The sequence below is a fragment of the Rufibacter latericius genome, assembly GCF_003721515.1.
GTDB lineage: Bacteria > Bacteroidota > Bacteroidia > Cytophagales > Hymenobacteraceae > Nibribacter > Nibribacter latericius.
Genome location: NZ_RJJD01000003.1, coordinates 118,210 through 141,183, shown reverse-complemented (window position 1 = coordinate 141,183; position 22,974 = coordinate 118,210). Strand labels below are relative to the sequence as shown.

Below are 22,974 nucleotides of genomic sequence, written 5' to 3'. Positions count from 1 at the left end.
CCTTCAGACTATGAAGCCTTGGCAACCAGCTTTAGCGCAAAGTTGAGGTTCTCAAAATTCTAGTATTCAATCCAACCTTCCACGTTATAGCCGGCATCATTGGGATTCGTGGGGTTGAAGAAAACAGTTAAGTCTAACTCACCGGTTGCATTGGCAAATTTACCTCTTCCGCCAACCACTGCTAACTTGCCACTTAGATTTAACCTGGTAGCTGACACAGGGGTGATAATGGAAGGACTTGTGGGGGTAGTAAATAAGGCATCACCGCTGCCATTGAAAATTACCGAATTAATTACTCTGCCTGAAGCATCTGTAGCCGGCATTTGAAGCCAAGCATCTGCGGATGTGAGGGCAGCGAAATCTCCAGCCTGTATTAAAGGAAGTGGCCCGCCCAAAACAGGAAGGGTAGGAATTAAGGACACCGAGGCGGGGAGTGTGCCTACGGGAACCGGCTGAGGGACAGTGGCATCAGAAGTATAAGCCAATTGATTGAAGAAGGTGGTGATGCTTCCCATGTCTGTAGCAGTTCCGGTGCCCCCGCCAGGTAAGTAAGCAAAACTTGTATAGTTTGTACCGTTTACAACGGCCGGGGCAGGTGCAGTAGGTGAAAAGCGGTACCAGGTGGTACTAGTCATTTCAAAGAATACTCTTTCTGGCCCTTCATCGCTTTCCTCACAAGAAGTTAAAAGGCTGATGATGAACAAGGGGAGGGCTCGTTTTATGTACTGGAATACCTTTTTCATAAAATAAATAATAAGGGTTTACTCTTTTATAGGATATTTTATGCGCCATACCTTCCATTTGGGTTAAGTGGGAACCATATACTTCAACAATGCAGCTGGTTGCGTTTAAACATAGGTACTTATCAAAAGCAGCCATGCTTTGTACTATTTGTAAAATGTTGTTTAGGCGATAGTTATGGAATCTTAAAGTGAAAGTATCATGCCTTGCGTTTATACTTGCACAAGACACCCTATCCAATAACATGAAAAACGGAGGTCGATAATCTAGTTTGTACTTTGTAAGATTTACAAGATAAAATAGCCTTAGAGTTTATCCATAAGGCCGGTGCCCGTGATAGCCTGGCAAATGGATGGTACCGTCTTAAAATACCTTGCGTCATTCCAATCTTCTCAGGACTTCCATTTGATGCATCTCCTTATTCCGCGTTCATAGGATAGCCTGTTACCTTGTACTTTATAAGTAAAAGGTTGAAGCAGAAAAGTGTAAAAAGTAGTAAAGGTATTTCATTGGTTTAGGCCCAGATAGTAAATAATGAGCTTCAACTGAAGACACTGCACCATGGGACAGGTACAATTGTGTGTAAGGCGAAAGGGAGTTTTTGGATAAACCCAAAACGAAGATCAGGGGGATCTTATATGATAAGCTTAAGTTAATCAATAGTTTATATAATGCAAAGTAATTCAAGGCTTTGGTTTAGGGAGAGGAACTTTGTGCTTGTTTTGAGTAAAATGGCTTTAAAACAGAAGGGCCTTCCTGTAGCTTACAGGAAGGCCCTTCTAAGTTGAATAGGTAAATTTATTTCAGTTTAAGGTCTGAGATAATCGCCTGAATTTTGTCATTCAGTTTTTGGCCTACTTTTTCAAATTCATTGGCGGAAGCCAGGGGTTCGCGTACGCTGAAGTAGAACTTGATCTTCGGCTCGGTGCCTGATGGCCTGGCCGATACCTTGGTGCCGTCCTCGGTGAGGAACTGGAGCACGTTGGAGCTTTCCAGGCCGGTGGCGCTTTCCTCGCCGGTACGCAGGTTTCTGCGGAAGCCGGTTTTGTAATCGATCAGTTCGGCAACAGGTGAACCGGCAATGGTGTGGGGAGGATTCTCGCGCAATTCCTGCATCATCTCCTGGATTTCTTGCGCTCCGCGATGGCCTTTCTTCATCAAGGAGATAAGGTCTTCTTTGTAGTAGCCGAACTCCTGGTACATCTGGATCATGAGCTCATAGAGGCTCTTGCCCTGGTCTTTGGCTGCAGCCGTCATCTCCGCAATCATGGCGCAGGAAGATACCGCGTCTTTGTCACGCACGAAATCACCCACCAAGAAGCCGTAGCTTTCCTCGCCGCCGCAAATGTACTGGGCCTGGCCTTCTTTCTCGCGCATGATGGTGGCGATGTACTTAAAGCCTGTTAGAGTCTCATAGCAATCGACCCCAAAGCCTTCTGCCACGCGGTTGATCAAATCAGTAGTTACGATGGTGTTCACCACGTACTCTTTGCCGGTGAGTTTGCCCGCTTTCTTCCAAGCCTGCAGAATGTAGTAGGTGAGGAGTGCGGCAGTCTGGTTCCCGTTAAGCAGCACGAACTTCCCGTTCAGGTCACGTACGGCAATGCCCACGCGGTCAGCGTCTGGATCAGTGGCCAAAACTAGTTCGGCGTTCAATTCCTCGGCTTTTTGCATGGCCAGATTCATGGCATCTTTCTCTTCGGGATTCGGGTACACCACCGTCGGAAAGTTTCCGTCTGGGGTAGCCTGCGCCTCCAACACGTGCACGTTCGTGAACCCGAAACGCTCCAGCGCGCGTGGCACCAGGGTGATACCGGTTCCGTGGATAGGAGTGAAGACGATGCTCAGGTCTCTCTGGCGCTGGATCATGGCTGGATCCACCGACAAGGTCGCAACTTTGTCTAAGTAGGCTTGGTCTACTTCGTCCAGAATGAATTCAACGTTTGCCTCGTTGCGCTCAAACTTCACCTGGTCCAACGAAGTGATTTTGTTTACCTCGGCGATGATGTTTTTATCGTGTGGGGCGGTTACCTGACCTCCGTCGTTCCAATAAGCTTTGTAGCCGTTGTATTCTTTGGGGTTGTGCGAAGCAGTCAGGACCACACCGCTCTGGCAACCCAAGTGACGAATGGCGAAGGACAGTTCCGGCGTGGGGCGCAGTTCACTGAAGAAGTACACCTTGATGCCGTTGGCGCTGAATACATCGGCGACCACGTTGGCGAAATAAGGGCTGTTGTTTCGGCTGTCGTGGGCAATAGCCACGCTGATCTGCTGGCCGGGGAAAGACTTCAAAAGATAATTGCTGAGGCCTTGGGTAGCCATGCCCACCGTGTAACGGTTCATTCGGTTGCTGCCTACGCCCATGATGCCGCGCAAACCGCCGGTTCCAAACTCCAGGTCCTTGTAGAAGGAATCCGTGAGGGCATCGGCATCCTGGCTGTCAATAAGACGTTGCAATTCGGTTTTGGTGTCCTGGTCATAGGCACCTTCTAACCAGGTATTTACCTTGGTCAATACGGCTGGCTCCAGCGATAGATTGTTTTCCATAGTGTAGTAGAAAGAGACGAAAGCGTTTAGGGCCTGTTTTGCTGAAAACAGTTCCAGAACGGCTTTATTTGTTTATAGGTTACCCCGCAGGGCTTGTTCACGTTCAATCGATTCAAAAAGTGCTTTGAAATTCCCTTTCCCGAAGGATTTAGCCCCTTTCCGCTGGATGATCTCATAGAAAACGGTAGGTCGGTCCTCCACGGGTTTGGTGAAGATCTGCAGCAAGTAGCCTTCGTTGTCGCGGTCCACCAGAATGTTCAGGTCCTGCAGCGGTTTTAGGTCTTCGTCAATGGAGCCTACGCGGTCCAGCAGGTCTTCGTAGTAGGAACTGGGCACGCTCAGGAACTCTACCCCGCGGCGGCGCAACTCGCCCACAGTGGTCACGATATCATCCGTCGCGATGGCGATGTGCTGCACGCCCGGGCTGTGGTAAAAATCAAGGTACTCTTCTATCTGCGATTTCTTCTTGCCCTCGGCGGGTTCGTTAATCGGGAATTTCACGTAGCCGTTGCCGTTGCTCATCACCTTGCTCATAAGGGCCGAGTACTCCGTGGAGATATCCTCGTCATCAAAGGTGAGCAGCAACTGGAAGCCCATGACCTTGGCATAGAAATCCACCCAGGTGTTCATCTCGCCCCAGCCCACGTTACCTACGCAATGGTCTACGTGCTTCAACCCTACCGGTGCCACGGGAACCATGCTTTTGCGCGGCTTGAACCCGGGCATAAACGCACCAGTGTAGTTCTTGCGCTCCACGAAGGTGTGGATGGTCTCGCCGTACGTGTAGATAGAGGCGATGCGTACTTCGCCAAATTCATCGGTGAGGGTCTGCGGCTCGCCCGCTGATCTTGCCCCGCGTTTGATTGTCTCCTCGTAGGATTTGTAGGCATCGTCTACCCACAGGGCCATGACTTTCACACCATCGCCGTGCAGGCGCACGTGCTCTGAGATAGGTGAGTCTGGCAGGAGGGAAGTGGTGAGCATAAACCGCACTTTGCCCTGCTGAAGAACATAAGAAGCCCGGTCACGTACTCCGGTTTCAGGGCCGGCGTAGGCCACTAACTCAAACCCGAAGGCACTTTGGTAGAAGTAGGCGCTCTGTTTGGCGTTGCCTACATAGAACTCGATGTAATCTGTACCGTTGAGGGGAAGAAAATCAATGGGCTCGGCCATAGAAGAGGTTTTGGGATGAAAACTCTGGTTAGAATGACTGTTTTGTGTAAAAATAGAATAATTGTGCAGGAAAGAAAATAGGTTTTTAGCACAGGGATTTGGCCCGTCTACTTGGAAATAGTCTCAGATGTTATAAAATTTGTAAAAAATTAGAACGCATGAATATCCAGGAACTGAATACTGCGCTGGTAACCATCATCCAGAAAAAGCAGGAGCTAAGCAAACTCTCTTACAACGATGACCGCTATGACGACGTGGAAGAAGAGTTGCATGATTTGGAAGATGAGTTCAACGACAATTTCGGGGAGTATCTGGAAGACGTCCTCGGCGATGTGCACATGAAGGTTTGCCCAGATACAGATGTCCTGCTCCCTACTGCTTACCTGGCAGAAACCCTGAACGCAGAGGAGCTGAACGGCAAGCAAGGCGTTTGGGTGGAAGCCGATGCTTACCCTAACAAAGAGGCGCGTCTGGTGTTGGTGCCCAGCCCTACCCGCCTGATCTTAAGCGTAGGCAAAAACGTGCGCGAAGAAGTTTGGACCGCAGACGTATAATCTTTGCGTAAAGCTTGTTAGCCAAATTTACTTGTTAGAAATACGGCTCCTGCTAAGCAGGAGCCTTTTCTGTTTTAAGGCAGTTTTTAAGAAAACAGAGCAAAAACAAAACCCATTTGTAAGCCTTTCTCTTTTTGCAATAAGGCCTGATATTTCTAATATGAAGCAGGAAGTTTTTTCATTCTCTGTTTTCAGCTGACACCTTTTTAACTTATTTTATCAAAAGTGGTCGTAAACAAGAAAGCCGAAGCTGTTATGCTTCGGCTTTCTTGTTTATAGGTCATGCTATCAGATAAGCATTAGGGAAAACAAATCAAAATCCCAGCTTCTCGCGCACGCGTTGCAACACCGGTCCGCCTATGGCGCGGGCCTTGGCGGCTCCTTCGGCCAACTTGGCGTCAATTTCTTCCAGGTTGTTCATGTAGTAGTGGAAGCGCTCGCGGGGCTCAGCGTATTTGGTGATGATGAGGTCATAAAGGGCTTGCTTGGCGTGCCCATAACCATAGCCGCCGGCAAGGTAGTTCTGGCGCATGGTCTCAATCTGCTCAGGCGAAGCCAGCAGTGAGTACAGTTTAAAAGTATTGTCAGTAGCCGGATCTTTAGGGTCTTCTAATGCCTTACTATCTGACACGATGCTCATGATGCGTTTTCGCAGGTCTTTGTCTGGCAGGAAAATATCAACGGTGTTGCCGTAGGATTTGCTCATTTTCTCGCCGTCAATACCCGGCACGGTCATCACGGTTTCGTCTACCTTTACCTCAGGAATGACAAAGGTCTCGCCGTAGATGTGGTTGAAGGAACTGGCCACATCACGGGTGATTTCCAGGTGCTGGACCTGGTCCTTGCCTACGGGTACAAAGTTGGCATCGTAGAGCAGGATGTCGGCGGCCATGAGAATAGGGTAAGTAAAGAGACCGGCGTTCACATCGGCTAAGCCGCGGCGCGCCGATTTATCTTTGAAAGAATGCGCATTGGCCAGCATAGGGTACGGCGCGAAACAGCTCAGGTACCAGGTCAGTTCAGTGACTTCGGGCACGTCTGACTGGCGGTAGAAAATGTTTCGGTCTGTGTCAAAACCGAAGGCCAGCCAGGCTGCGGCCACAGCGTAGGTATTCATCCGGCGCTCCTGCGCATCCCGGATGGAGGTAAGTGAATGTAAGTCTGCGATGAAATAGAGCGAGTCGTTCTCTGACTTTTTAGAAAGCTCTATTGCTGGTAAAATGGCGCCCAGCAGGTTGCCCAGGTGCGGACGACCACTGCTTTGGATACCGGTAAGAATTCGTGCCATGTTGTACAGAATATTTGTGCAAAGAAAGCGATTGAAGGCCAAACGGGAAAGCCTTTCTGTTTTACCGCTGTTTTTAAGAAAAAGGGCTAAAACCTATCATGCTAAATATCGGTTGAGGATCGCACTTACTTCCTTTGCCCGACTCATCACCATGAGGTGTTCTCCGCCTTTGATGAGATGAAGAGAGGGGTGTGCCGGAACAGGTAAAACCTTGTCCCGGTCACCGTGCAAAACGATTACATTCTCCTGAGAAGCCTGGTGCCGCCAATCTAAAATCTGCTGCAACGACCAGCGCAGAAAAGGAATGTCCGTTTCCTGGAGGATGGTTTTCAATATGCCTTTCTCTTCTTGGGTTTTTGCCCCGAAAAGCCAATACGCAGGCAAAACCATTTGTTTGAATAGACTCAAGGGAAGCCAATGTTGCATCTGCAACGCCCCCGCCACGCGATAATGGAGCGGGAGTTTCCGGGTATCTGCCAGGCTTGACAACAAAATCACGCGTTTCACCTTGATCTGTTTGGCTATTTCTTGCGCCATCATGCCCCCGAAACTCAGGCCAATCAGCACGGGCGGATCCTGACCGGGTTCCATCTGTGAGATAAGTTTGGTGGCGTAAGTGGCCATGGTGTCTTCAGGATCAGGCGAAATCCACTGGATGACTTTAGGCGAAGGATGATTCAGTTGCAGGAACTGGAACAACCGTTCATCGGCGCAAAGACCGCTCAGCAGGTACAGAGGAGGTAGGTTCATGAAGCTCAGAACGGGTAAAGCTTCCCAGATCAATCCTGGGCGATAAACGTTTCCAAGGCTACTTCGCGGTCACCGGCCAAGTATCGGTCAATGATGGAGTGCGCCACGTACAGAACAGGAGTGAGGATTACCGCCACCGTGAATTTGTACAGGTAGTTGATCACCGAAACAGAGAGCACCGTCTTCAAATCCCAGTTCCCGAAGATATAAAAGGCGATGAACAGCACCACTATTGTATCTACCAGCTGAGATACCAGCGTAGAACCCGTTGCCCTTAGCCATATCTTGCGACTACCAGTCAAGTGTTTCAACCAATGAAAAACGTGGGCATCCAGTAATTGTCCCAGCAGGAAAGCCACCAAAGAGCCCACAATGATGCCCAGGCCCTGCCTGAACACTTTGCTGAAAGCAAAGTCCATGTCAAAGGCGGTGCCATTTGGTCCCTGACTGTTGATCTCTTGCCAGAACTGTGCCGGAGGCAAAGCAGTAGCAGCGATGATGACCAGGAAAGCATACGCAATCAGCCCAGCCGTCAAAAAGCTGATTCGTTTGACGCCATCCTTCCCGAAGTATTCATTGATGATATCGGTGGTAATAAACACCACCGGCCAAATGATGACCCCAGCTGTTAAATTGAAATCCAGCTTGGTTCCCAACACTGGGATTTGCGCACCTGATAACCCGAAGACACCCTCGCCTGAGAAAATCTTCACCCCAATTAACTCCGCCAGCAACGCATTCGTCAGGAAAATACCGCAGAGAACCATGAAAAGCTGCCGCTTCTTAAAGCCCATGCTTGATTTGAAAGAAGAAGGTTGCTGCATTGTGTGAGTTAATAGAAAGTTGATGAAAAGGGATGTAAAGATGAAAGAAACCGGTTAATAAGCAATAAAGATAAAGCTGGGAGTTTCCGGCTTGATTTGATTAGAATAGCCTTAAAATGTTGAAACTCCCTTAAAAGAAGTATGCTTTGTTTCTTCAATAAATGGAAAGAAGCAACCGGGAAAGCTGGTGTTTGCTTCTTGCTTTAATCGACATGCATTAATACTGAAAAAAAGGATCATCTGTCACTTAAAGCAAATTGCGTCACAAACAAACTCGTTGTTTTAAGGGCAAAATCACCAAAACGGGCTAAAAACAATAGATGTTATAGAAGCACTTCTACTCCAAAACACTAATCGTCTTCCCCTCGGTAGCCAAAGCGGTATTCGGGAAAATGGCTTGGGCCTCCTCCAGCAGAGGAGTAAGGTCTTTGTAGCGCGCGGAAAAGTGCCCGATGAGCAGACGTCTGACCTGTGCTTTCTGGGCCAGGGTAGCGGCCTGGGCGGCGGTGCTGTGGAAGGTATGCGTGGCGCGGTGCTCCATGTCGCTCAGGAAGGTAGACTCATGATAGAGTAAGTCCACGCCTTTCACAAAGGGCAAAATGTCTTCCTTGTACTTGGTGTCTGAACAGTAGGCGTAGCTGCGGCTGCGTTTGGGCTCGGTGGTCACCTCCTGGTTGCGCACCAGAATCTCGCCTTGCTCATTGCGGATGTCTTCTCCCCATTTAAGCCGGACCAATTGAGGGGGAGTCAGAAATTGGGGTAACTTCCCTTTGAGTAGATGACGGGGTTTGGCTTTTTCCTTGAAAAGGAAGCCACAGCATGGCACCCGGTGCTGCATAGGCAGTGAGTGCACCGTCATGTACTTGTCTTCAAAGATTTTTTTGCAGACAGTGGTATCTACCTCCACAAAATTGATGGGGTAGGGGAGTTGGGTGCCGCCGTATTTGAATTGAAGGGTGATGATCTCGGCCAAGCCTTTAGGGCCGAAGAGGTTCAAGTGGCCGGTGCGCTGCTGCAGGTGCATGGTAGAAAGCAGGCCTGCTAAGCCAAAGTAATGGTCACCGTGGAGGTGACTTATGAAGATATTACAAATGCGCTGATGCTTTACTTTGTATCGCATCAGCTGCATTTGTGTACCTTCGCCGCAATCAATCAGGTTAATCTGATTGCCAACTGTGAGTAGTTGGGCTGTATGATTTCGTTCAAAAGACGGGGTGGCAGAGGAGCTCCCAAGTATTTTCAGCTCAAAGTCCAAACTGCAGCCCGCTTAATATCTATTCTTCTTTTTTGGTTAGATCGCTCTCAATCTCGTGCAGGAAAACGCGGTCAATGCCTTCTTCTACGGTTGGCAGAATGTTCAGAACAGACTCTAATTTAGAGATAGTGATCAGTTTGGTTACGTGCTCTTGCAAGCCAGTTAAGATAAGAACACCTCCGGAAGAGTTGCAAAGACGGTTAGCAATCAGGATAGAGGAAAGTCCGGAAGAATCGGTATATTTTACGTTGGTAAGATCCAAGATCAGGTTAGTGATACCTTCTGCATTCAACTTCACAAACTCAGACTTCAAATCGGGCGCGATCGTGGTGTCTAGTTTTTTTTCATCTATGGTGATGATGGTGTAATTTTCTTTTTTATCAATTGTGTACTTCATAAGTAACAGCAAAAAGGTTTAGAGTGCGAATCTACCAATTTTTGGTGGAATATCTGTAACAATGTAAGCTAAAAAATGTTGGCGGCAATGCTCTCCTGCAACGTATGTGGCTGGCTTGCATACTCTTGGGGAGCAAACTTTTTGCCTAACAACTGCTCGTATAATTCTATGTAACGTTGGGAGATTTCCGAAATTTTGGAATCTGTCATTTCTGGTACCTGCTGCCCCTCTTTTCCCTGAAAGCCGTTCTCAATGAGCCATTGACGTACAAACTCCTTTGAAAGTTGCCGCTGTGGTTCACCCTTTTCCTGCCGCTCCTGGTAACCCTCTGAGTAAAAGAATCTTGAAGAGTCTGGCGTGTGTATTTCATCAATCACATAAATGATGCCATTTGCTTTGCCAAACTCATATTTTGTATCCACTAAGATAAGTCCTCGCTCAGCGGCCAATTCTGTACCCTTTTTAAAAAGCGCTCTGGTGTATTCCTCTAATTGGACATAATCTTGTTCCGCTACAATGCCCTGACGCAGAATTTCCTCTCGGGAGATGTCTTCATCGTGGCCTTCAGAAGCCTTGGTAGTAGGAGTGATGATGGGCTCAGGGAATGGATCGTTTTCGCGCAAACCTTCAGGTAAAGCAACTCCGCAAAGCGTACGTTTTCCGGCGCTGTACTCCCGCCAGGCGTGGCCTGCCAGGTAGCCTCTGATTACCATTTCCACTTTGAACGTTTCGCACTGCCGACCGATAGTCACGTTAGGAGCTGGATGGCTCAAAACCCAATTGGGCACTACGTTGGCCGTTGCTTCCAGAAAGGAAGCCGCAATCTGGTTCAATACCTGTCCTTTGTAGGGAATAGCGCGAGGCAGCACCACGTCAAACGCTGAGATGCGGTCTGTGGCCACCAAAGCCAACTTGTCTTTGAAATAATAGACATCCCGAACCTTGCCCCGGTAAAAGCCGGTCTGTTCTGGAAAGTGGAAGTTCGTTTCTTTTAAGGCTTGCATAGAGGATAACTAACGGTGACAAAGTTAGGAAAGGATATAGACGGGGCAAGAAAAATTCTATTAAGGAAGGCCTGTTTTCCGGGGATCACATTTACTAACATTTGTTGGTTTTTGAAAGTATTTCACAAATTATTTTGAAAATTATTTGTGTTTAAAGATTTCGTTGATAGATTTGCAGCATCAAGTCAATTATTCCGGTAGTTGATTTATAAAGAAGAGCGGAGAGACAGGCTCAATGAAGCTCTAGCAACCTACCAGCCGTGTAAGGTGCTAAGTCCTGATCCCAGGGGACATATTGCCACCTGGGGAATATAAATTGATACGAAGATGGAAAACCAATTCAACGCCACTTCTGACAATGCAGCGCCGCGCCTGACCATGGCGGCAACAGGTATCACCTCTAATCACATCTCTTCCATTACGCGAATGCGCACGATTTCCATTATGGATATTTGTTGCTGTTGTCGCTAATCCCTCCAGTTAAATAAATTTTTCTCAGGGGCCTGACGCACAGCAGCGACAGGAGGAAACCTATTACCTGTTCGTTTTACTGGCTCTTGAATTTGTTCAATTTTTCAATTGTAACCGGCTATTATCATGTCTAAGTCATATCATTTTGAAACTCTTCAGCTACACGCTGGCCAAGAAATAGATCCTACCACCCGCTCGCGGGCAGTGCCTATTTACCAAACTACTTCGTACGTGTTCGAGAACGCTGAGCACGGTGCCAACCTGTTTGCCCTAAAGCAGTTCGGGAATATTTACACCCGCATCATGAACCCTACCACCGATGTGTTTGAGAAACGCATTGCTGCCCTGGAAGGGGGCGTGGCGGCTGTAGCGGTGGGTTCAGGCCAGGCAGCCCAGTTTATTGCCCTGAACAACATCCTGCAGGCCGGCGACAATTTTGTGGCTTCCAGCAATTTATATGGCGGGTCTTACAACCAGTTTAAGGTGGCATTTAAGCGTTTGGGCATAGAAGTGAGATTCGCCAAAAACGATGATCCGGCAACTTATGCCGCTCTCATTGACGAAAATACCAAAGCACTTTATTTGGAGACCATCGGGAATCCCCGGTTCAATGTGCCTGATTTCGAGTCTATTGCCGCTGTGGCCAAAGGGCACCAGATCCCGTTGGTGGTGGACAATACCTTCGGGGCTGGTGGTTACCTGTTCAGGCCGTTGGAACACGGAGCAAACGTGGTGGTAGCTTCTGCTACCAAATGGATCGGTGGCCACGGAACCAGCGTGGGCGGCGTGATTGTAGACGGCGGTAACTTTAACTGGGGCAACGGCAAGTTCCCGCAGTTCAGTGAACCGTCTGAAGGCTACCATGGGCTCAATTTCTGGGAAGTGTTTGGTGCCAACGGACCTTTCGGAAACATTGCTTTCGCTATAAGAGCCAGGGTAGAAGGTTTACGCGATTTTGGTCCGGCGCTGAGTCCATTTAACTCTTTCCAGTTGATCCAAGGCTTGGAAACGCTTTCATTGCGCGTAGACCGCACGGTACAAAATGCTAAGGCTTTGGCCGAGTGGCTGGAACAGCATCCGTTGGTAGAAAGTGTTAATTATCCGGGCCTTGCCTCCAGTCCTTACCATGAGTTAGCGAAGAAATACCTGAAACGCGGTTTTGGCGGGGTTTTTAGTTTTAACCTGAAAGGCGGCAAAGAGGAAGCTGAGGTATTTGTGAACAGTCTGGAACTGGTGAGTCACCTCGCCAATGTGGGTGATGCCAAAACGCTGATCATCCATCCCGCCTCCACCACGCACCAGCAATTGAACGAAGAAGAGCAGTTGTCTGCGGGAGTGAATCCAACCCAGTTGCGGGTATCTGCAGGCATTGAGCATTTGGATGATATCAAAGCAGATTTTGAACAGGCGTTTGCCAAAGTGAAAGTACGGAAACCCAAGTTGGAGGCAACATTATCAGAGTAAAGCCATGTTGAAAGGACGCGTTTTTGAATACTATGAGGAATTTACCTTGGAGTCCGGGCGATCTTTGCCCGGCTTCCAACTTTTCTATACCACCTGGGGCACGCTGAACGAAGACCGCAGCAACGTAGTTTGGGTGTGTCACGCTTTTTCAGGCAATGCCTTTGTAAAAGACTGGTGGGGCGATCTGTTTGGCGAAGGCAAAACCTTTGATCCCGCTAAACACTTCATTGTCTGCGCTAATTCACTGGGTAGCTGCTACGGCTCTACCGGACCCTTGAGCGTAAACCCAGATACGGGCAAGCCATATTATCATGCTTTCCCCACCTTAACCAACCTAGATGTGGTGCGGGCCTTTGATGCCTTGCGTGAGCACCTAGGCATTGAGCAAATCAATGTCTTGATTGGAGGTTCTATTGGCGGACAGCAAGCCTTAGAATGGGCAGTGGAGTGCCCCGAGGTTACCAAACGGTTGGTGCAGATTGCCGGCAATGCCCGCCAAACTCCCTGGGCAGTTGCCCTGAACGAAAGCCAGCGCATGGCCATTGAGCAGGATGTCACCTGGCAGCTAGCCACCGATGATGCCGGTTTGCAGGGTATGAAAACAGCCAGGTCTATTGCGCTGCTTTCTTATAGAAACTATAACTCCTATAATCAATCGCAGAAAGAGCCTTCTTCAGACCTGAAACGTACTTATAGGGCTGCTTCTTACCAACGGTACCAAGGCGAGAAACTGGCCAAGCGCTTCAATGCTTTTTCTTACTGGCACCTTACCAAAATGATGGACAGCCACCATGTGGGAAGGAACAGAGGTGCTGTAGAGGAGGTATTGCGGCAGGTGCAGGCAGAGACGCTGGTGATTGGCGTAGATTCAGACCAACTATTTCCCCTGAATGAGCAACGCTTTGTTGCCAGAAACATCCCAAACGCCACGTTGCAGATCATCCGCTCTGAAGCCGGGCACGATGGCTTCCTTTTGGAAACCGATCAGTTAACTCATTACCTGGATACTTTTTTACAGAAAAAACAACAAAGAAAAACATGGATTCCCACCGTCTTCTAAAAATAGGTCTGTTTGGTTTTGGCTGCGTAGGGCAGGGTTTATACGACATCCTTTCCCGTGAAGAGTCACTTCCTTATAAAGTGGAACGCATCTGCGTGAAAGACCCAAAAAAGCTTCGGCCATTGCCCACTGAAAGCTTCACCTATGACTGGCATCAAGTCCTTCAGGACGACAGCCTTGATATTCTGGTAGAAGCTATCAGCGATGCAAACGAGGCTTACACCATTGTGGCTGAGGCGTTGCGCCGAGGCAAGAAAGTGGTAACGGCGAACAAAAAGCTGGTGGCCTATCATTTGCCTGAGCTGCTGAATTTGCAACGGGAATTCGGTGGAGCTTTGCTTTACGAGGCAGCGGTGGCCGGAGGCATTCCTATCATTAGAACGGTAGAAGAATATTTTTCAAATGAACCGCTGGAACGAGTACACGGCATTTTGAACGGTTCTTCCAATTACATCCTGAGCCAGATCTTTAAACTACAGAAAGGCTACGCCGAGGCCCTGAAGGAAGCCCAGGACAAAGGCTTTGCCGAGCTGGATCCCTGGCTGGATGTAGCCGGAGCTGATTCGCGCCATAAACTATGCATCCTGAGTGCGCACGCTTTCGGCCGCACCATTGCCCCCGAGGAAGTGGCTTTCTTCGGGATTGATTACCTCAACGGCCAAGATTGTGACTACGCCAAGCAAAATAATTCCGTGATCAAGATGGTCGCATCGGTGCATCTCACGGCGGATGGAGAGCTGGTACCGGTAGTGTTGCCTAGCTTGGTAGACAATTCTGATGATTTGTTTGTGGTAGAACAGGAGTTCAACGGCGTGGTGGTGCAAGGGACTTACTCGGGTGCGCAGCTGTTCAAAGGCCGTGGCGCCGGAGGGCACCCAACGGGGGCAGCTGTATTGTCAGACATTGTATCCATCAGCAACGGGTATTCTTACGGGTACAAGAAACTCCACAAAACCACCAATGCACCGGCTTTGGCGCTGGATTTCGAGTTTGACGTGTACCTGAGAAGCACAGAACCGGAACTGGTAGTGGAACTGGGTTTGACTAACCTGCAGAACGTGCAGCGTGAAAACGAATCCTTCAGCGTCACCGGAACAGTTTCACTGGGCAACCTCATCAAATCGCAGGAGCACATCAGAAAGGCCGGTGCTTACATCATGGCGTTGTCCTCTGATTTCGTGGGCGCTCCTGTTAAGAGATCGAAGGTAAAAGAAGAAGTGTCTTAACGTCTTTCCTCCCGAGGAAAAGATTATATAAAGCATAGGAACGGAGACTACCGTTTCTCAAAAGTAGCTTGTTTATTTAGTTCGTTTAATTTCCCAAAACACCTGGCTTCTGGCCGGGTGTTTTTGTTTTAGGCCTGTTTATAGGAAAAGGGCCTCAAAACAAAATCACCACTTGAGGCTTCGAATTTTAAGAAGAGCAGAAGTACACCAGATATGTATTTAGCCCTTTTTCTTGAAAATGGTCTTTAAACGAAAATTAAAGCTTCTCACATAAAAGCAGGCTTTTGATTCTGGCAGTAAAGAAAGGAGCCTCGGTTTCAGAGCCGTTTTTGGTAAAACAACCCTGAAACCGAGGCTCACTTGATAAAATTTAAGTCTGCCTAGGGCGATTTAAGAAAGATAGACCGCCTTAACCCGGTCGCGAAGGTTATATTCAGAGACCATCACTTCGCCGTACGCACCTGCCGTTCTGATGGCTACCAAGTCACCGCGTTTGGTTTCTGGCAGCTCCACGTCTTTGGAGAAGCAGTCGGTAGACTCGCAGATAGGGCCTACTACATCGTAAGTCTTAGTCGGCAATTCACTGGACAGGTTCTCAATCTTGTGGTACGCCTGGTACAAAGCGGGGCGCATGAGTTCGGTCATACCGGCGTCCAGAATCACGAAGTTCGTTTTCTGGCCGTGTTTCAAGTACAGAACTTTGGAGATCAGGTTTCCGCTGGCGGCCACCAAGGCTCGGCCCAACTCAAAATGCACCACTTGGCCGGGGCGTTTTATAAGTAGTTTGTTGAAAATGGCAAAGTAGGCCTCGAAGTCTGCGATGGGGTTTTCCTCGGGGGTACGGTAATCCACGCCTAAGCCGCCGCCTACATTCAGGTGGGGGAAGGTGAGTCCGCGTTCCTCGAACCACTGTTGCAGTTCGTTCACACGCAGGCACAGGTTCTCAAAAGCCCGTAGATCGGTGATTTGGGACCCGATGTGGAAGTGCAGGCCAATGAGTTTCAGATTAGGCCACTCGGCAAAGCGCGGTACCAGTTCCTCCAGTTCCCAGGCATTAATCCCGAACTTGTTTTCCTCCAGCCCGGTGGTAATGTGCTTGTGGGTGTAGGCATCTACGTTCGGGTTGATGCGCAAGGCAACCTGCGCCACTTTCCCTTTAGCAGCCGCCAACTCCTGGATTACCTCCAGTTCCTGCACCGATTCTGAGTTAAAGCAGAAGATATCAGAATCTAAGGCGAAGTTGATTTCGGCATCAGATTTCCCAACCCCGGCAAAAACCACCTGCTCCGGCGCAAAGCCGGCTTCCAAAGCACGGCGTACTTCGTTTCCGCTCACGCAATCGGCCCCGAAACCTCTTTTCAGGATCTCGGCCAAAATAGGGGCATTGGCATTCGCTTTTAGGGCGTAATGCACATGGTAACCGTATTTCCCAGCTTCGGCCTTAGCCGCGTCTAGGGTCTGTCCAAGAAGGGAAAGGTCATAGGCATAAAAAGGGGTTTGTTGCTGGGAGAACGCCCGAAGTTGTTCTTTAAGCATGGTTTTCCTCTCTTTCCTGAAAAACACCCTCGTTAATGGACACAAGCGCGTCTTCTTTATGCACGGTATTCACCAGGAAGCTGATGTTGTTTTTGCTTCCGCCGTAAGAGATCATGCGTAATGGAATATGGCCCAAAGACTGCACTACCCGCAGCGCCGCGCCAGGTTTGTCTTCCATGAAGTCGCCTACCACGCAGACAATGGTTAATTCTGTGTCGATCTCTACGGTGCCGAAACGCTGTAGTGCCTCGGTGATCTCGGGCAGGTAGGTCTGGTTGTCAATGGTCAGCGATACAGCCACCTCAGACGTGGTAATCATGTCAATTGGCGTTTTGAACCGCTCGAAAACCTCAAACACGCTACGCAGAAAACCATATGCCAGCAACATGCGGCTAGACTTTATCTTAATGGCAATGATGCCATCTTTTGCGGCAACTGCTTTGATTTTGTTCCCGGTTTTCTTAGAAGAAATGGTGGTTCCCTGCGCCTGAGGCTGCATGGTGTTCAACAACCGCACGGGAATGTTGTGCTGCTGCGCCGGAAGAATACTGGAGGGGTGCAGAATCTTCGCCCCGAAGTACGCCAACTCCGCCGCCTCGTCAAACGACAACTCCGCGATAGGGTAGGTGTTCTTCACGATGCGTGGGTCGTTGTTGTGCATCCCGTCAATATCGGTCCAGATCTGGATCTCGGAGGCTTTCACCGCCGCCCCGACAATGGAAGCCGTGTAGTCGCTGCCCCCGCGTTTCAGGTTATCAATCTCGTTATTGGCGTTACGGCAGATATATCCCTGGGTGATGAACAGCTGCGCGTCTGGATACTGGGCCAACTGTTTTCTCAGGTTCTCCCGGATAAAGGCATGATCAGGCTCCTCATCGGGCGTGATTTTCATGAACTCCAAAGCCGGAAGCAAAACAGAAGCAATCCCGTTCTCTTCCTGGAAAATCTGGAAGAGCTGGGTTGACAGTAGTTCCCCCTGGGCTAAAATGATTTTCTCTGAAGCAGGGGAGAACGCCCGGTTAAAGCAAGCCCGAATGTCAGTGAAAACCGTCTGTGCAACCTGTTTTCCCTTTTCCTTTGAAGTGTCCTGTTTATATAAGTCGGCAATCACCTGTTTATAGTGTTGCTCTAATTGCACTGTGAGAGATTCTGCCTGGGCTACATTGCCCTGGGCCAGTTGCTGCCCAATCTGCACCAGGTGATTGGTGGTTCCTGACATAGCAGAAAGCACTACAATCACGGGCTCCTGCGTGGGAAGCAGTTGTGAGACGGCACCCATCCGCTCGGCTGAGCCTACGGAGGTGCCCCCAAATTTCATGATTTTCATAGAAATAAAATAAAACCTGCGAATTTACTAAATGGAACGGGGATTATATAAAAGAAAACCCCACGCAGCGCTAATTTTTAAATAGCACCACGTGGGGTTTTCAAAGCAGGAGGGATTATCAGTCTTTCTTCACTACCCTGATTACTTCAGATAAGGAATAACCTGTTACCCTCAAGATATACACTCCGTCGGCGATTCTGGAGAGGTCTTTGGTGAGCGTGACTTTACCAGAGGATACGTTCACCATTTCTTTGTAGATCAGTTTCTGGTTTAAATCAAACAGTTCCACTAACAGGGTTCTATCTTCTGAACTGGTTACGGAGAAAGATATTACCCTTGTGAATGGGTTGGGAGAAACCTCGACTTGAGCAGTTGCTTGATTTCCTGTGCCCTGCACTGAGACAACTTTGCTGTATTCAAATTTGCCATCTAGGTCAACCTGCTTCAAGCGGTAGTACACGGAACCCGAAGGAGCAGAGGTGTCAGTGAAGCGGTAGTTCTGCGCTACGTTGCTTGTTCCCTTCCCTTTTACCTGGCCAAGGCTGGTGAAGTTTCTGCCGTCTACCCCTCGTTCTATCTGGAAGTAGTCATTGTCTTTTTCTGAGGCAGTGGACCAGGTCAGTTCAATGCCATTAGAAGTCTGAGTTGCAGTGAACTGTTGTAAAGTTACCGGAAGCGGAGCAGAATCAATGGTAACGGAGGAGAACCCTTTCATGGTTACATTGCTGCACCCACCGATACCAATAGCTTGAACGGTAAGGGTTGTTGTTGTTTCTGTGATGGGCCCTGAAGTTAACGAAATTGCTCCACCCGTACTTCGTACGCGGTTTCCGGTTGGAGTGCTTCCATTGTAAATCTGGTATTCTACACCATTCTGAGAGGTAGGCAACTCAATAGTAACTAAGTTTGAAAATAAAACTAAGATAATTCTGAGAAAATGAAGATTAAAAAATGTGATTTTAAAAAGGCGTGTAAAGAGACAAGGTAATTTTAATGCTGTAAAGTAGATTACAAGGAAAATTAGTTGAATGGCTTACATTGGGAAAAATGGGCTAAATTACCTGCTTTCAATGTATAACAGCAAACTTACAGCATTTCCGCCGAAACCAGCAGCATTTACCAAAACATTATAACTGGAACTTAACTTAGGACAAATTTTAGTAGGAGTTAAGTTGTCAATTGGTTTATTTATGGAGTTGATGTGCAAGGCCATTTCAGCAGATAAAGCACCTGAAGCACCCAAGGTATGACCAATCAAATTCTTGTTTGTATAAAAAAAAGGAGAATGTTCTTTAAAAATTTTTTGGATCGCCTGAATTTCTGACGCATCACCGACTTTAGTGCCGGGAGCATGAAGCACAAGGACATCAATATCTAGAGGTGTTAAGCCCGCTTGTTTCAAGGCATCTCGCATGGCCAGTTGAAAGTGAAGCCCTTCCTTAGAAATTCCAGTTTTAGAGGGGCTTCGCTCGTACCCCATTCCAACAGCTTTCACTACAACCATTTCTTTCAAGCCTGATTTCTCTATTTCCGCTTGGTTCATTCTTTCCAAGGCAAAAATGGCAGCTCCTTCGCCTAAGACGAACGTATTATGTTCCTCATTCAAGGGGCGACAAGGATGATCATGGGCAGCAAACTTGGAATAGATGCCAATGGATTTCATCTGGGCTATGGTGAAGGGAGTAAGCGGAGCCTCGGTCCCGCCTACCAGAAAACGTTTGGCCATCCCTGATTTGAGCCAGGCAACGCCATTGGCGAACGCTTGCAAGGCGGTGCTGCAGGTTACGGAATGGCTAATGAGCGGCCCCTGCGCTTGCAAGTCATTTGCTACCCAACTCGCCACGTTCCCCAAAGTAGTGCTGGGGGAGACAATAGGGGAGAGCCGTTTTTCGGGTGTTTTCAGAAAATCGGAGTGAAACTGTTCAAACAGGCCTGTAGCCCCCCGCGAAGATCCAATGTTGATGCCCACGGGATTTTGGGTCTCCATTTTCCAGCCCGCTTGAGCCACGGCTTGCCTAGAGGCAAGGATGGCTAATTGGACGGATCTGTCCAGAGAAGCATACGTGGGGTTTTCCTCTAACAGGTTCTGCAGGAGGTTTTCCGCCGAAGGGGAGAGGGGAGCAACGGGTGTATCGTTTCCCAGATGGGGTAGGGTTTTAAAGGCGGTTTTCCCGCTGGCGTAAGAAGCTTGTACTTCATCCGGCGTGCAGCCCAATCCTGAGACTGATCCTATTCCCCGTACCACAATCCACTCCTGTTCTCCGCTTCTCTTCATCTGTTTTCTGGGTGATTTTCTCAAAACAAGGCTAAAATGCCTGTACTACAAATTGACGCATCTGTTCAAGGACGTCGTACACTTTTTCAAGTTGGGCTTGGGTGATGCAGTAAGGCGGCAACACATAAACAATGTTACCCAAAGGACGCAACAGCACGCCGTTCTCCAGTGCCAGATTATAAAGTTGGTCCCGAAGCGAATGGAAATAAGTTGTTTCGCCTACCTCAAATTCTATGGCCAGAATGGTTCCTGTTTGGCGGCAGGACTTTATGCCGGGCAAACCTACCAAGCTCTGAGCAAAAGCTGAATGCGAGGCGCTGATTCTGTCCAGGTTTTCCAAAAACGATTCATCTTCCACCAAATCAAGACTGGCCAATGAAGCGGCGCAGGCTACCGGATTGGCTGTATAGGAATGTCCGTGGAAGAGCGCTTTGGTTTTGTCATCGCTTAGGAAAGAGTCAAAGATGGTTTTAGAGCAAGTTGTTACTCCTAAGGCCATGGTACCACCGGTGATTCCTTTGGAAAAGCACATCAGATCCGGCACTTCGTTGACATAGTCACAGGCGAAGCGTTTGCCTGTTCTGCCAAAGCCTGTCATCACCTCATCGGCAATCACCAGAACTCCCCGGGAGCGGCACAGGGCCATCATCTTGCTTAAAACTTCGGGGGTATACATGACCATGCCGGTGGTTCCCAGTACCAAAGGCTCAAAGATGAAAGCGGCAATGTCTTCTTGTTGGAGCAGCGTTTCTAATTGAGCCAAGGTTTGTTCTTCTTTTCCGGGTACTGGAACGGGCAAAAACTCCACATCAAACAGGTACTGCTGGAAGGGCCGGGTAAAAACAGAACGCTCACTCACTGACATCGCCCCGAAGGTGTCGCCGTGGTAGCTACCTTCCAGCGCGATGATCTTGGTTTTGTTTATGCCCTGGTTGTGCCAGAACTGAAGGGCCATTTTAAGGGCCACTTCCACGGCGGTTGAACCGTTGTCTGAGTAAAAAACCTTGGCTTGGTTCTGCGGAAGAAGCTTCAGGAGCCGCTCGGAGAGTTCCACGGCGGGAGCGTGGGTAAACCCTGCGAAAATGACGTGCTCCAGCGTACGCAACTGCTGACTAACCCGCTCCGCGATGTGCGGATGGGCATGCCCATGGATGTTCACCCACCACGAAGAAACCGCATCAATGTATTCTGTTCCGTCCTCGGCGTAAAGAACTGCGCCCTCTGCCCGCACTATTCCAATGGGAGGAGGAGCGGTTTGCATTTGGGTATACGGGTGCCAGTTGACCTGTTGGTCGCGGGCGGATAGGCTATTGTTCATGGCTAATCAAATTTTCCTGAAAGGTGGAGGCGTAGCGTAAAACCGTATTCTTATCAACGCTTTTTTCCTGCCGCAGCCGCGGGAAAGCGGGCAACTGGGTATAGTTCAAGATAAACTCCTCCGAGGAAGCATTTGGCTCTCCGTTGAAGATGATGCCGGCAATGGAAAGGTTTCTGCTCCGGAGTACTTCCACGGCCATCAGGGTATGGTTGATGCTCCCCAGGTAGTTTCTGGATACCAGAATTACCTCTAGTTGGAGTTTCTGAATGAGATCCAGCACCAGTTCCTTGTCATTGAGCGGAACCATTACGCCGCCGGCCCCTTCCACAATCAGGTGGTTTGTAGTGGAAGGCAAGTGCATGTTCTCCAGGGATAAACGGATACCTTCTGCGGCAGCGGCAGTGTGCGGGGAAGCAGGCATCTTCAGCCGGTAAGCCTCCGGGTGGAAAACCGTTCGGGTGTTAGTGATAAGACTTTTTACGGTGTGCGTGTCTGAGTCTTCCAGGTTGCCGGCCTGCACGGGTTTCCAGTAATCCGCCTGCAGGGCTTCGGTCAGGACCGCCGAGGCAATAGTCTTGCCCACGTCGGTGCCTATGCCGGTAACGAAATATCTTTTGGGGTGTGCTGGTAAAGCAGATTGCATAATTCTTGTACTTGCGCAGGTGTGTTGTAGGCATGTAGCACCAATCTGAGGCGCTCTTTGCCCGTCGGAACGGTAGGGCTGAAGACCGGCCGCACATCAAAGCCCGCCGTTTGAAGATGTTGGGCCAATTGCCGAAGCGCTACCGGATTTGCCAATTCCCAAGCCTGGATGGGGCTTCCGTTTAGCGGCCGTTTTGGAGAAATCGGCCCCGAAAAGGGTAAACCGCCGGTAAGGGTTTGGTAAAGCGAAGACAGTTCCTGTACGTGTTGTCTTTCGGACGTAAGACCAGGAAGGAGGGCGTATGCTTGCCGAATTGCGGCCAAGGAAGACAAAGGCAAAGCGGTCGTGTAGATGAAAGGCCGGCTGAAATTCAACAGGAACTGTTGCAAAACCTTCGGACCCACAACTGCTGCCCCGTGACACCCAATGGCTTTCCCGAAGGTCATGACGCGGGCGAACACCTGCTTCTCCAACTTCAACGCTGAAACCAAGCCTTCGCCTTTTTCGCCGTACAGGCCGTTGGAATGCGCCTCATCCACCACCAGGTACAAGCCCTGTTCCTGGCAAAAAGCCACCAGATCCTGTAGCGGGGCGAAATCCCCATCCATAGAATACAGCGACTCTACCGCCACGTACACGTTCCCCTGCGCTCGTTTCAGTTTGCTTCGAAGGTCCTCCAGATCATTGTGCCGGAACGGAAAACCCTGGGCAAAACTGAGCCTGATTCCCTCTTTCATGGAAGCGTGGCTGGCCTCATCATAGAAGATGGTATCGCCGCGCTGCGGAACCGCCGAAAAGAAGCCGCAATTGGCTGCATAGCCCGAGTTGAACAGCAGCGCCGCCTCCGCCCCGTGAAAAAGAGCGAGCTCTTCCTCCAGTTTTTGGGCATTTTGAGTATTCCCGCTTAAAAGCCGCGAGCCCGTTGACCCATGGGCCGGAAATTCCCCAATCTCTTCTGCAATGCGACGGGCCAAAACGGTGGATGCTGCTAAGCCTAGGTAATCGTTGGAACTGAAATCGACCAGGTTGGGTGCCGGCGAAGTCAATCGGCGCAGGGTGCCTTGATGGGCTCTGCTCTCCAGTTGACGCAATAAACGGTCCGGAACCTTCATGGCAAGAGG

Annotated in this window: 20 protein-coding genes and 1 riboswitch; of the genes, 4 read left to right on the top strand and 16 right to left on the bottom strand. The window is 49.3% G+C overall.

Translation table 11 applies throughout. From position 1 onward, the window contains the following. Positions 1–59: 59 nt before the first annotated feature. From EFB08_RS06235 to hppD, 3 genes are all read right to left on the bottom strand, one after another. Positions 60–743, bottom strand: a complete 684-nt coding sequence (locus tag EFB08_RS06235; protein ID WP_123126083.1) for a hypothetical protein — start codon at positions 741–743, stop codon at positions 60–62. 796 nt (positions 744–1,539) lie between these two features. Next, a complete protein-coding gene (locus EFB08_RS06230) occupies positions 1,540–3,288 on the bottom strand; it encodes a phospho-sugar mutase (protein WP_123126082.1) in 1,749 nt (582 codons plus the stop codon). A gap of 72 nt (positions 3,289–3,360) precedes the next feature. Further along, positions 3,361–4,461: a 4-hydroxyphenylpyruvate dioxygenase gene (gene hppD, locus EFB08_RS06225; protein WP_123126081.1), complete on the bottom strand. Its 1,101-nt coding sequence runs from the start codon at positions 4,459–4,461 to the stop codon at positions 3,361–3,363. A 158-nt stretch (positions 4,462–4,619) separates the two neighbouring features. On the opposite strand from hppD, the gene EFB08_RS06220 reads away from it, so the two are divergent. Next, positions 4,620–5,015: a hypothetical protein gene (locus EFB08_RS06220; RefSeq protein WP_123126080.1), complete on the top strand. Its 396-nt coding sequence runs from the start codon at positions 4,620–4,622 to the stop codon at positions 5,013–5,015. Between the two features lie 313 nt (positions 5,016–5,328). Here EFB08_RS06220 and trpS read toward each other — a convergent pair whose 3' ends face one another. The 6 genes from trpS to EFB08_RS06190 form a co-directional block, all read right to left on the bottom strand. Beyond that, positions 5,329–6,303 (bottom strand): tryptophan--tRNA ligase, encoded by a 975-nt coding sequence (gene trpS / locus EFB08_RS06215; protein WP_123126401.1) that lies wholly within the window; start codon positions 6,301–6,303, stop codon positions 5,329–5,331. 96 nt (positions 6,304–6,399) lie between these two features. After that, a complete protein-coding gene (locus EFB08_RS06210; protein WP_125077653.1) occupies positions 6,400–7,053 on the bottom strand; it encodes an alpha/beta fold hydrolase in 654 nt (217 codons plus the stop codon). Positions 7,054–7,082: 29 nt separating this feature from the next. Continuing rightward, positions 7,083–7,877 carry a queuosine precursor transporter gene (locus tag EFB08_RS06205; protein ID WP_123126078.1) on the bottom strand — a complete coding sequence of 265 codons (795 nt, stop codon included), beginning with the start codon at positions 7,875–7,877 and terminating at the stop codon, positions 7,083–7,085. Between the two features lie 337 nt (positions 7,878–8,214). Next, the gene (locus EFB08_RS06200) at positions 8,215–9,132 is read right to left on the bottom strand and encodes a ribonuclease Z (RefSeq protein WP_123126077.1); all 918 of its coding nucleotides are present in this window, start codon (positions 9,130–9,132) and stop codon (positions 8,215–8,217) included. Positions 9,133–9,151: 19 nt separating this feature from the next. Then, entirely contained in the window at positions 9,152–9,529 is a 378-nt protein-coding gene (locus EFB08_RS06195; RefSeq protein WP_062545662.1) for an STAS domain-containing protein, read from the bottom strand. Between the two features lie 68 nt (positions 9,530–9,597). Then, positions 9,598–10,533: a phosphoribosylaminoimidazolesuccinocarboxamide synthase gene (locus EFB08_RS06190; RefSeq protein ID WP_123126076.1), complete on the bottom strand. Its 936-nt coding sequence runs from the start codon at positions 10,531–10,533 to the stop codon at positions 9,598–9,600. 203 nt (positions 10,534–10,736) lie between these two features. Further along, positions 10,737–10,851, top strand: a riboswitch (SAM riboswitch). A 279-nt stretch (positions 10,852–11,130) separates the two neighbouring features. Here EFB08_RS06190 and EFB08_RS06185 point away from each other — a divergent pair. From EFB08_RS06185 to EFB08_RS06175, 3 genes are read left to right on the top strand one after another with little or no spacing between them, the layout of a single operon-like run. Further along, a complete protein-coding gene (locus EFB08_RS06185; protein WP_123126075.1) occupies positions 11,131–12,468 on the top strand; it encodes an O-acetylhomoserine aminocarboxypropyltransferase/cysteine synthase family protein in 1,338 nt (445 codons plus the stop codon). Between the two features lie 4 nt (positions 12,469–12,472). Continuing rightward, positions 12,473–13,528 (top strand): homoserine O-acetyltransferase family protein, encoded by a 1,056-nt coding sequence (locus EFB08_RS06180; RefSeq protein WP_123126074.1) that lies wholly within the window; start codon positions 12,473–12,475, stop codon positions 13,526–13,528. After that, positions 13,507–14,754: a homoserine dehydrogenase gene (locus EFB08_RS06175; protein ID WP_123126073.1), complete on the top strand. Its 1,248-nt coding sequence runs from the start codon at positions 13,507–13,509 to the stop codon at positions 14,752–14,754. Before EFB08_RS06180 ends, EFB08_RS06175 begins: the two co-directional genes overlap by 22 nt. 390 nt (positions 14,755–15,144) lie before the next feature. Here EFB08_RS06175 and lysA read toward each other — a convergent pair whose 3' ends face one another. From lysA to EFB08_RS06140, 7 genes are all read right to left on the bottom strand, one after another. After that, positions 15,145–16,290: a diaminopimelate decarboxylase gene (gene lysA, locus EFB08_RS06170; protein ID WP_123126072.1), complete on the bottom strand. Its 1,146-nt coding sequence runs from the start codon at positions 16,288–16,290 to the stop codon at positions 15,145–15,147. Continuing rightward, entirely contained in the window at positions 16,283–17,617 is a 1,335-nt protein-coding gene (locus EFB08_RS06165; protein WP_123126071.1) for an aspartate kinase, read from the bottom strand. The genes lysA and EFB08_RS06165 overlap by 8 nt, the downstream gene beginning before the upstream one ends. Positions 17,618–17,735: 118 nt before the next feature. After that, positions 17,736–18,332 (bottom strand): T9SS type A sorting domain-containing protein, encoded by a 597-nt coding sequence (locus tag EFB08_RS06160; protein ID WP_123126070.1) that lies wholly within the window; start codon positions 18,330–18,332, stop codon positions 17,736–17,738. A 342-nt stretch (positions 18,333–18,674) separates the two neighbouring features. After that, a complete protein-coding gene (locus tag EFB08_RS06155; RefSeq protein WP_123126069.1) occupies positions 18,675–19,892 on the bottom strand; it encodes a beta-ketoacyl synthase N-terminal-like domain-containing protein in 1,218 nt (405 codons plus the stop codon). Positions 19,893–19,923: 31 nt separating this feature from the next. Beyond that, positions 19,924–21,210 carry an adenosylmethionine--8-amino-7-oxononanoate transaminase gene (gene bioA, locus EFB08_RS06150; RefSeq protein ID WP_123126068.1) on the bottom strand — a complete coding sequence of 429 codons (1,287 nt, stop codon included), beginning with the start codon at positions 21,208–21,210 and terminating at the stop codon, positions 19,924–19,926. Then, on the bottom strand, positions 21,200–21,853 hold the full coding sequence (gene bioD / locus EFB08_RS06145) for a dethiobiotin synthase (RefSeq protein WP_123126067.1): 654 nt from the start codon (positions 21,851–21,853) through the stop codon (positions 21,200–21,202). The genes bioA and bioD overlap by 11 nt, the downstream gene beginning before the upstream one ends. Continuing rightward, on the bottom strand, positions 21,802–22,965 hold the full coding sequence (locus tag EFB08_RS06140; protein ID WP_123126066.1) for an aminotransferase class I/II-fold pyridoxal phosphate-dependent enzyme: 1,164 nt from the start codon (positions 22,963–22,965) through the stop codon (positions 21,802–21,804). Before EFB08_RS06140 ends, bioD begins: the two co-directional genes overlap by 52 nt. Positions 22,966–22,974 lie beyond the last annotated feature (9 nt).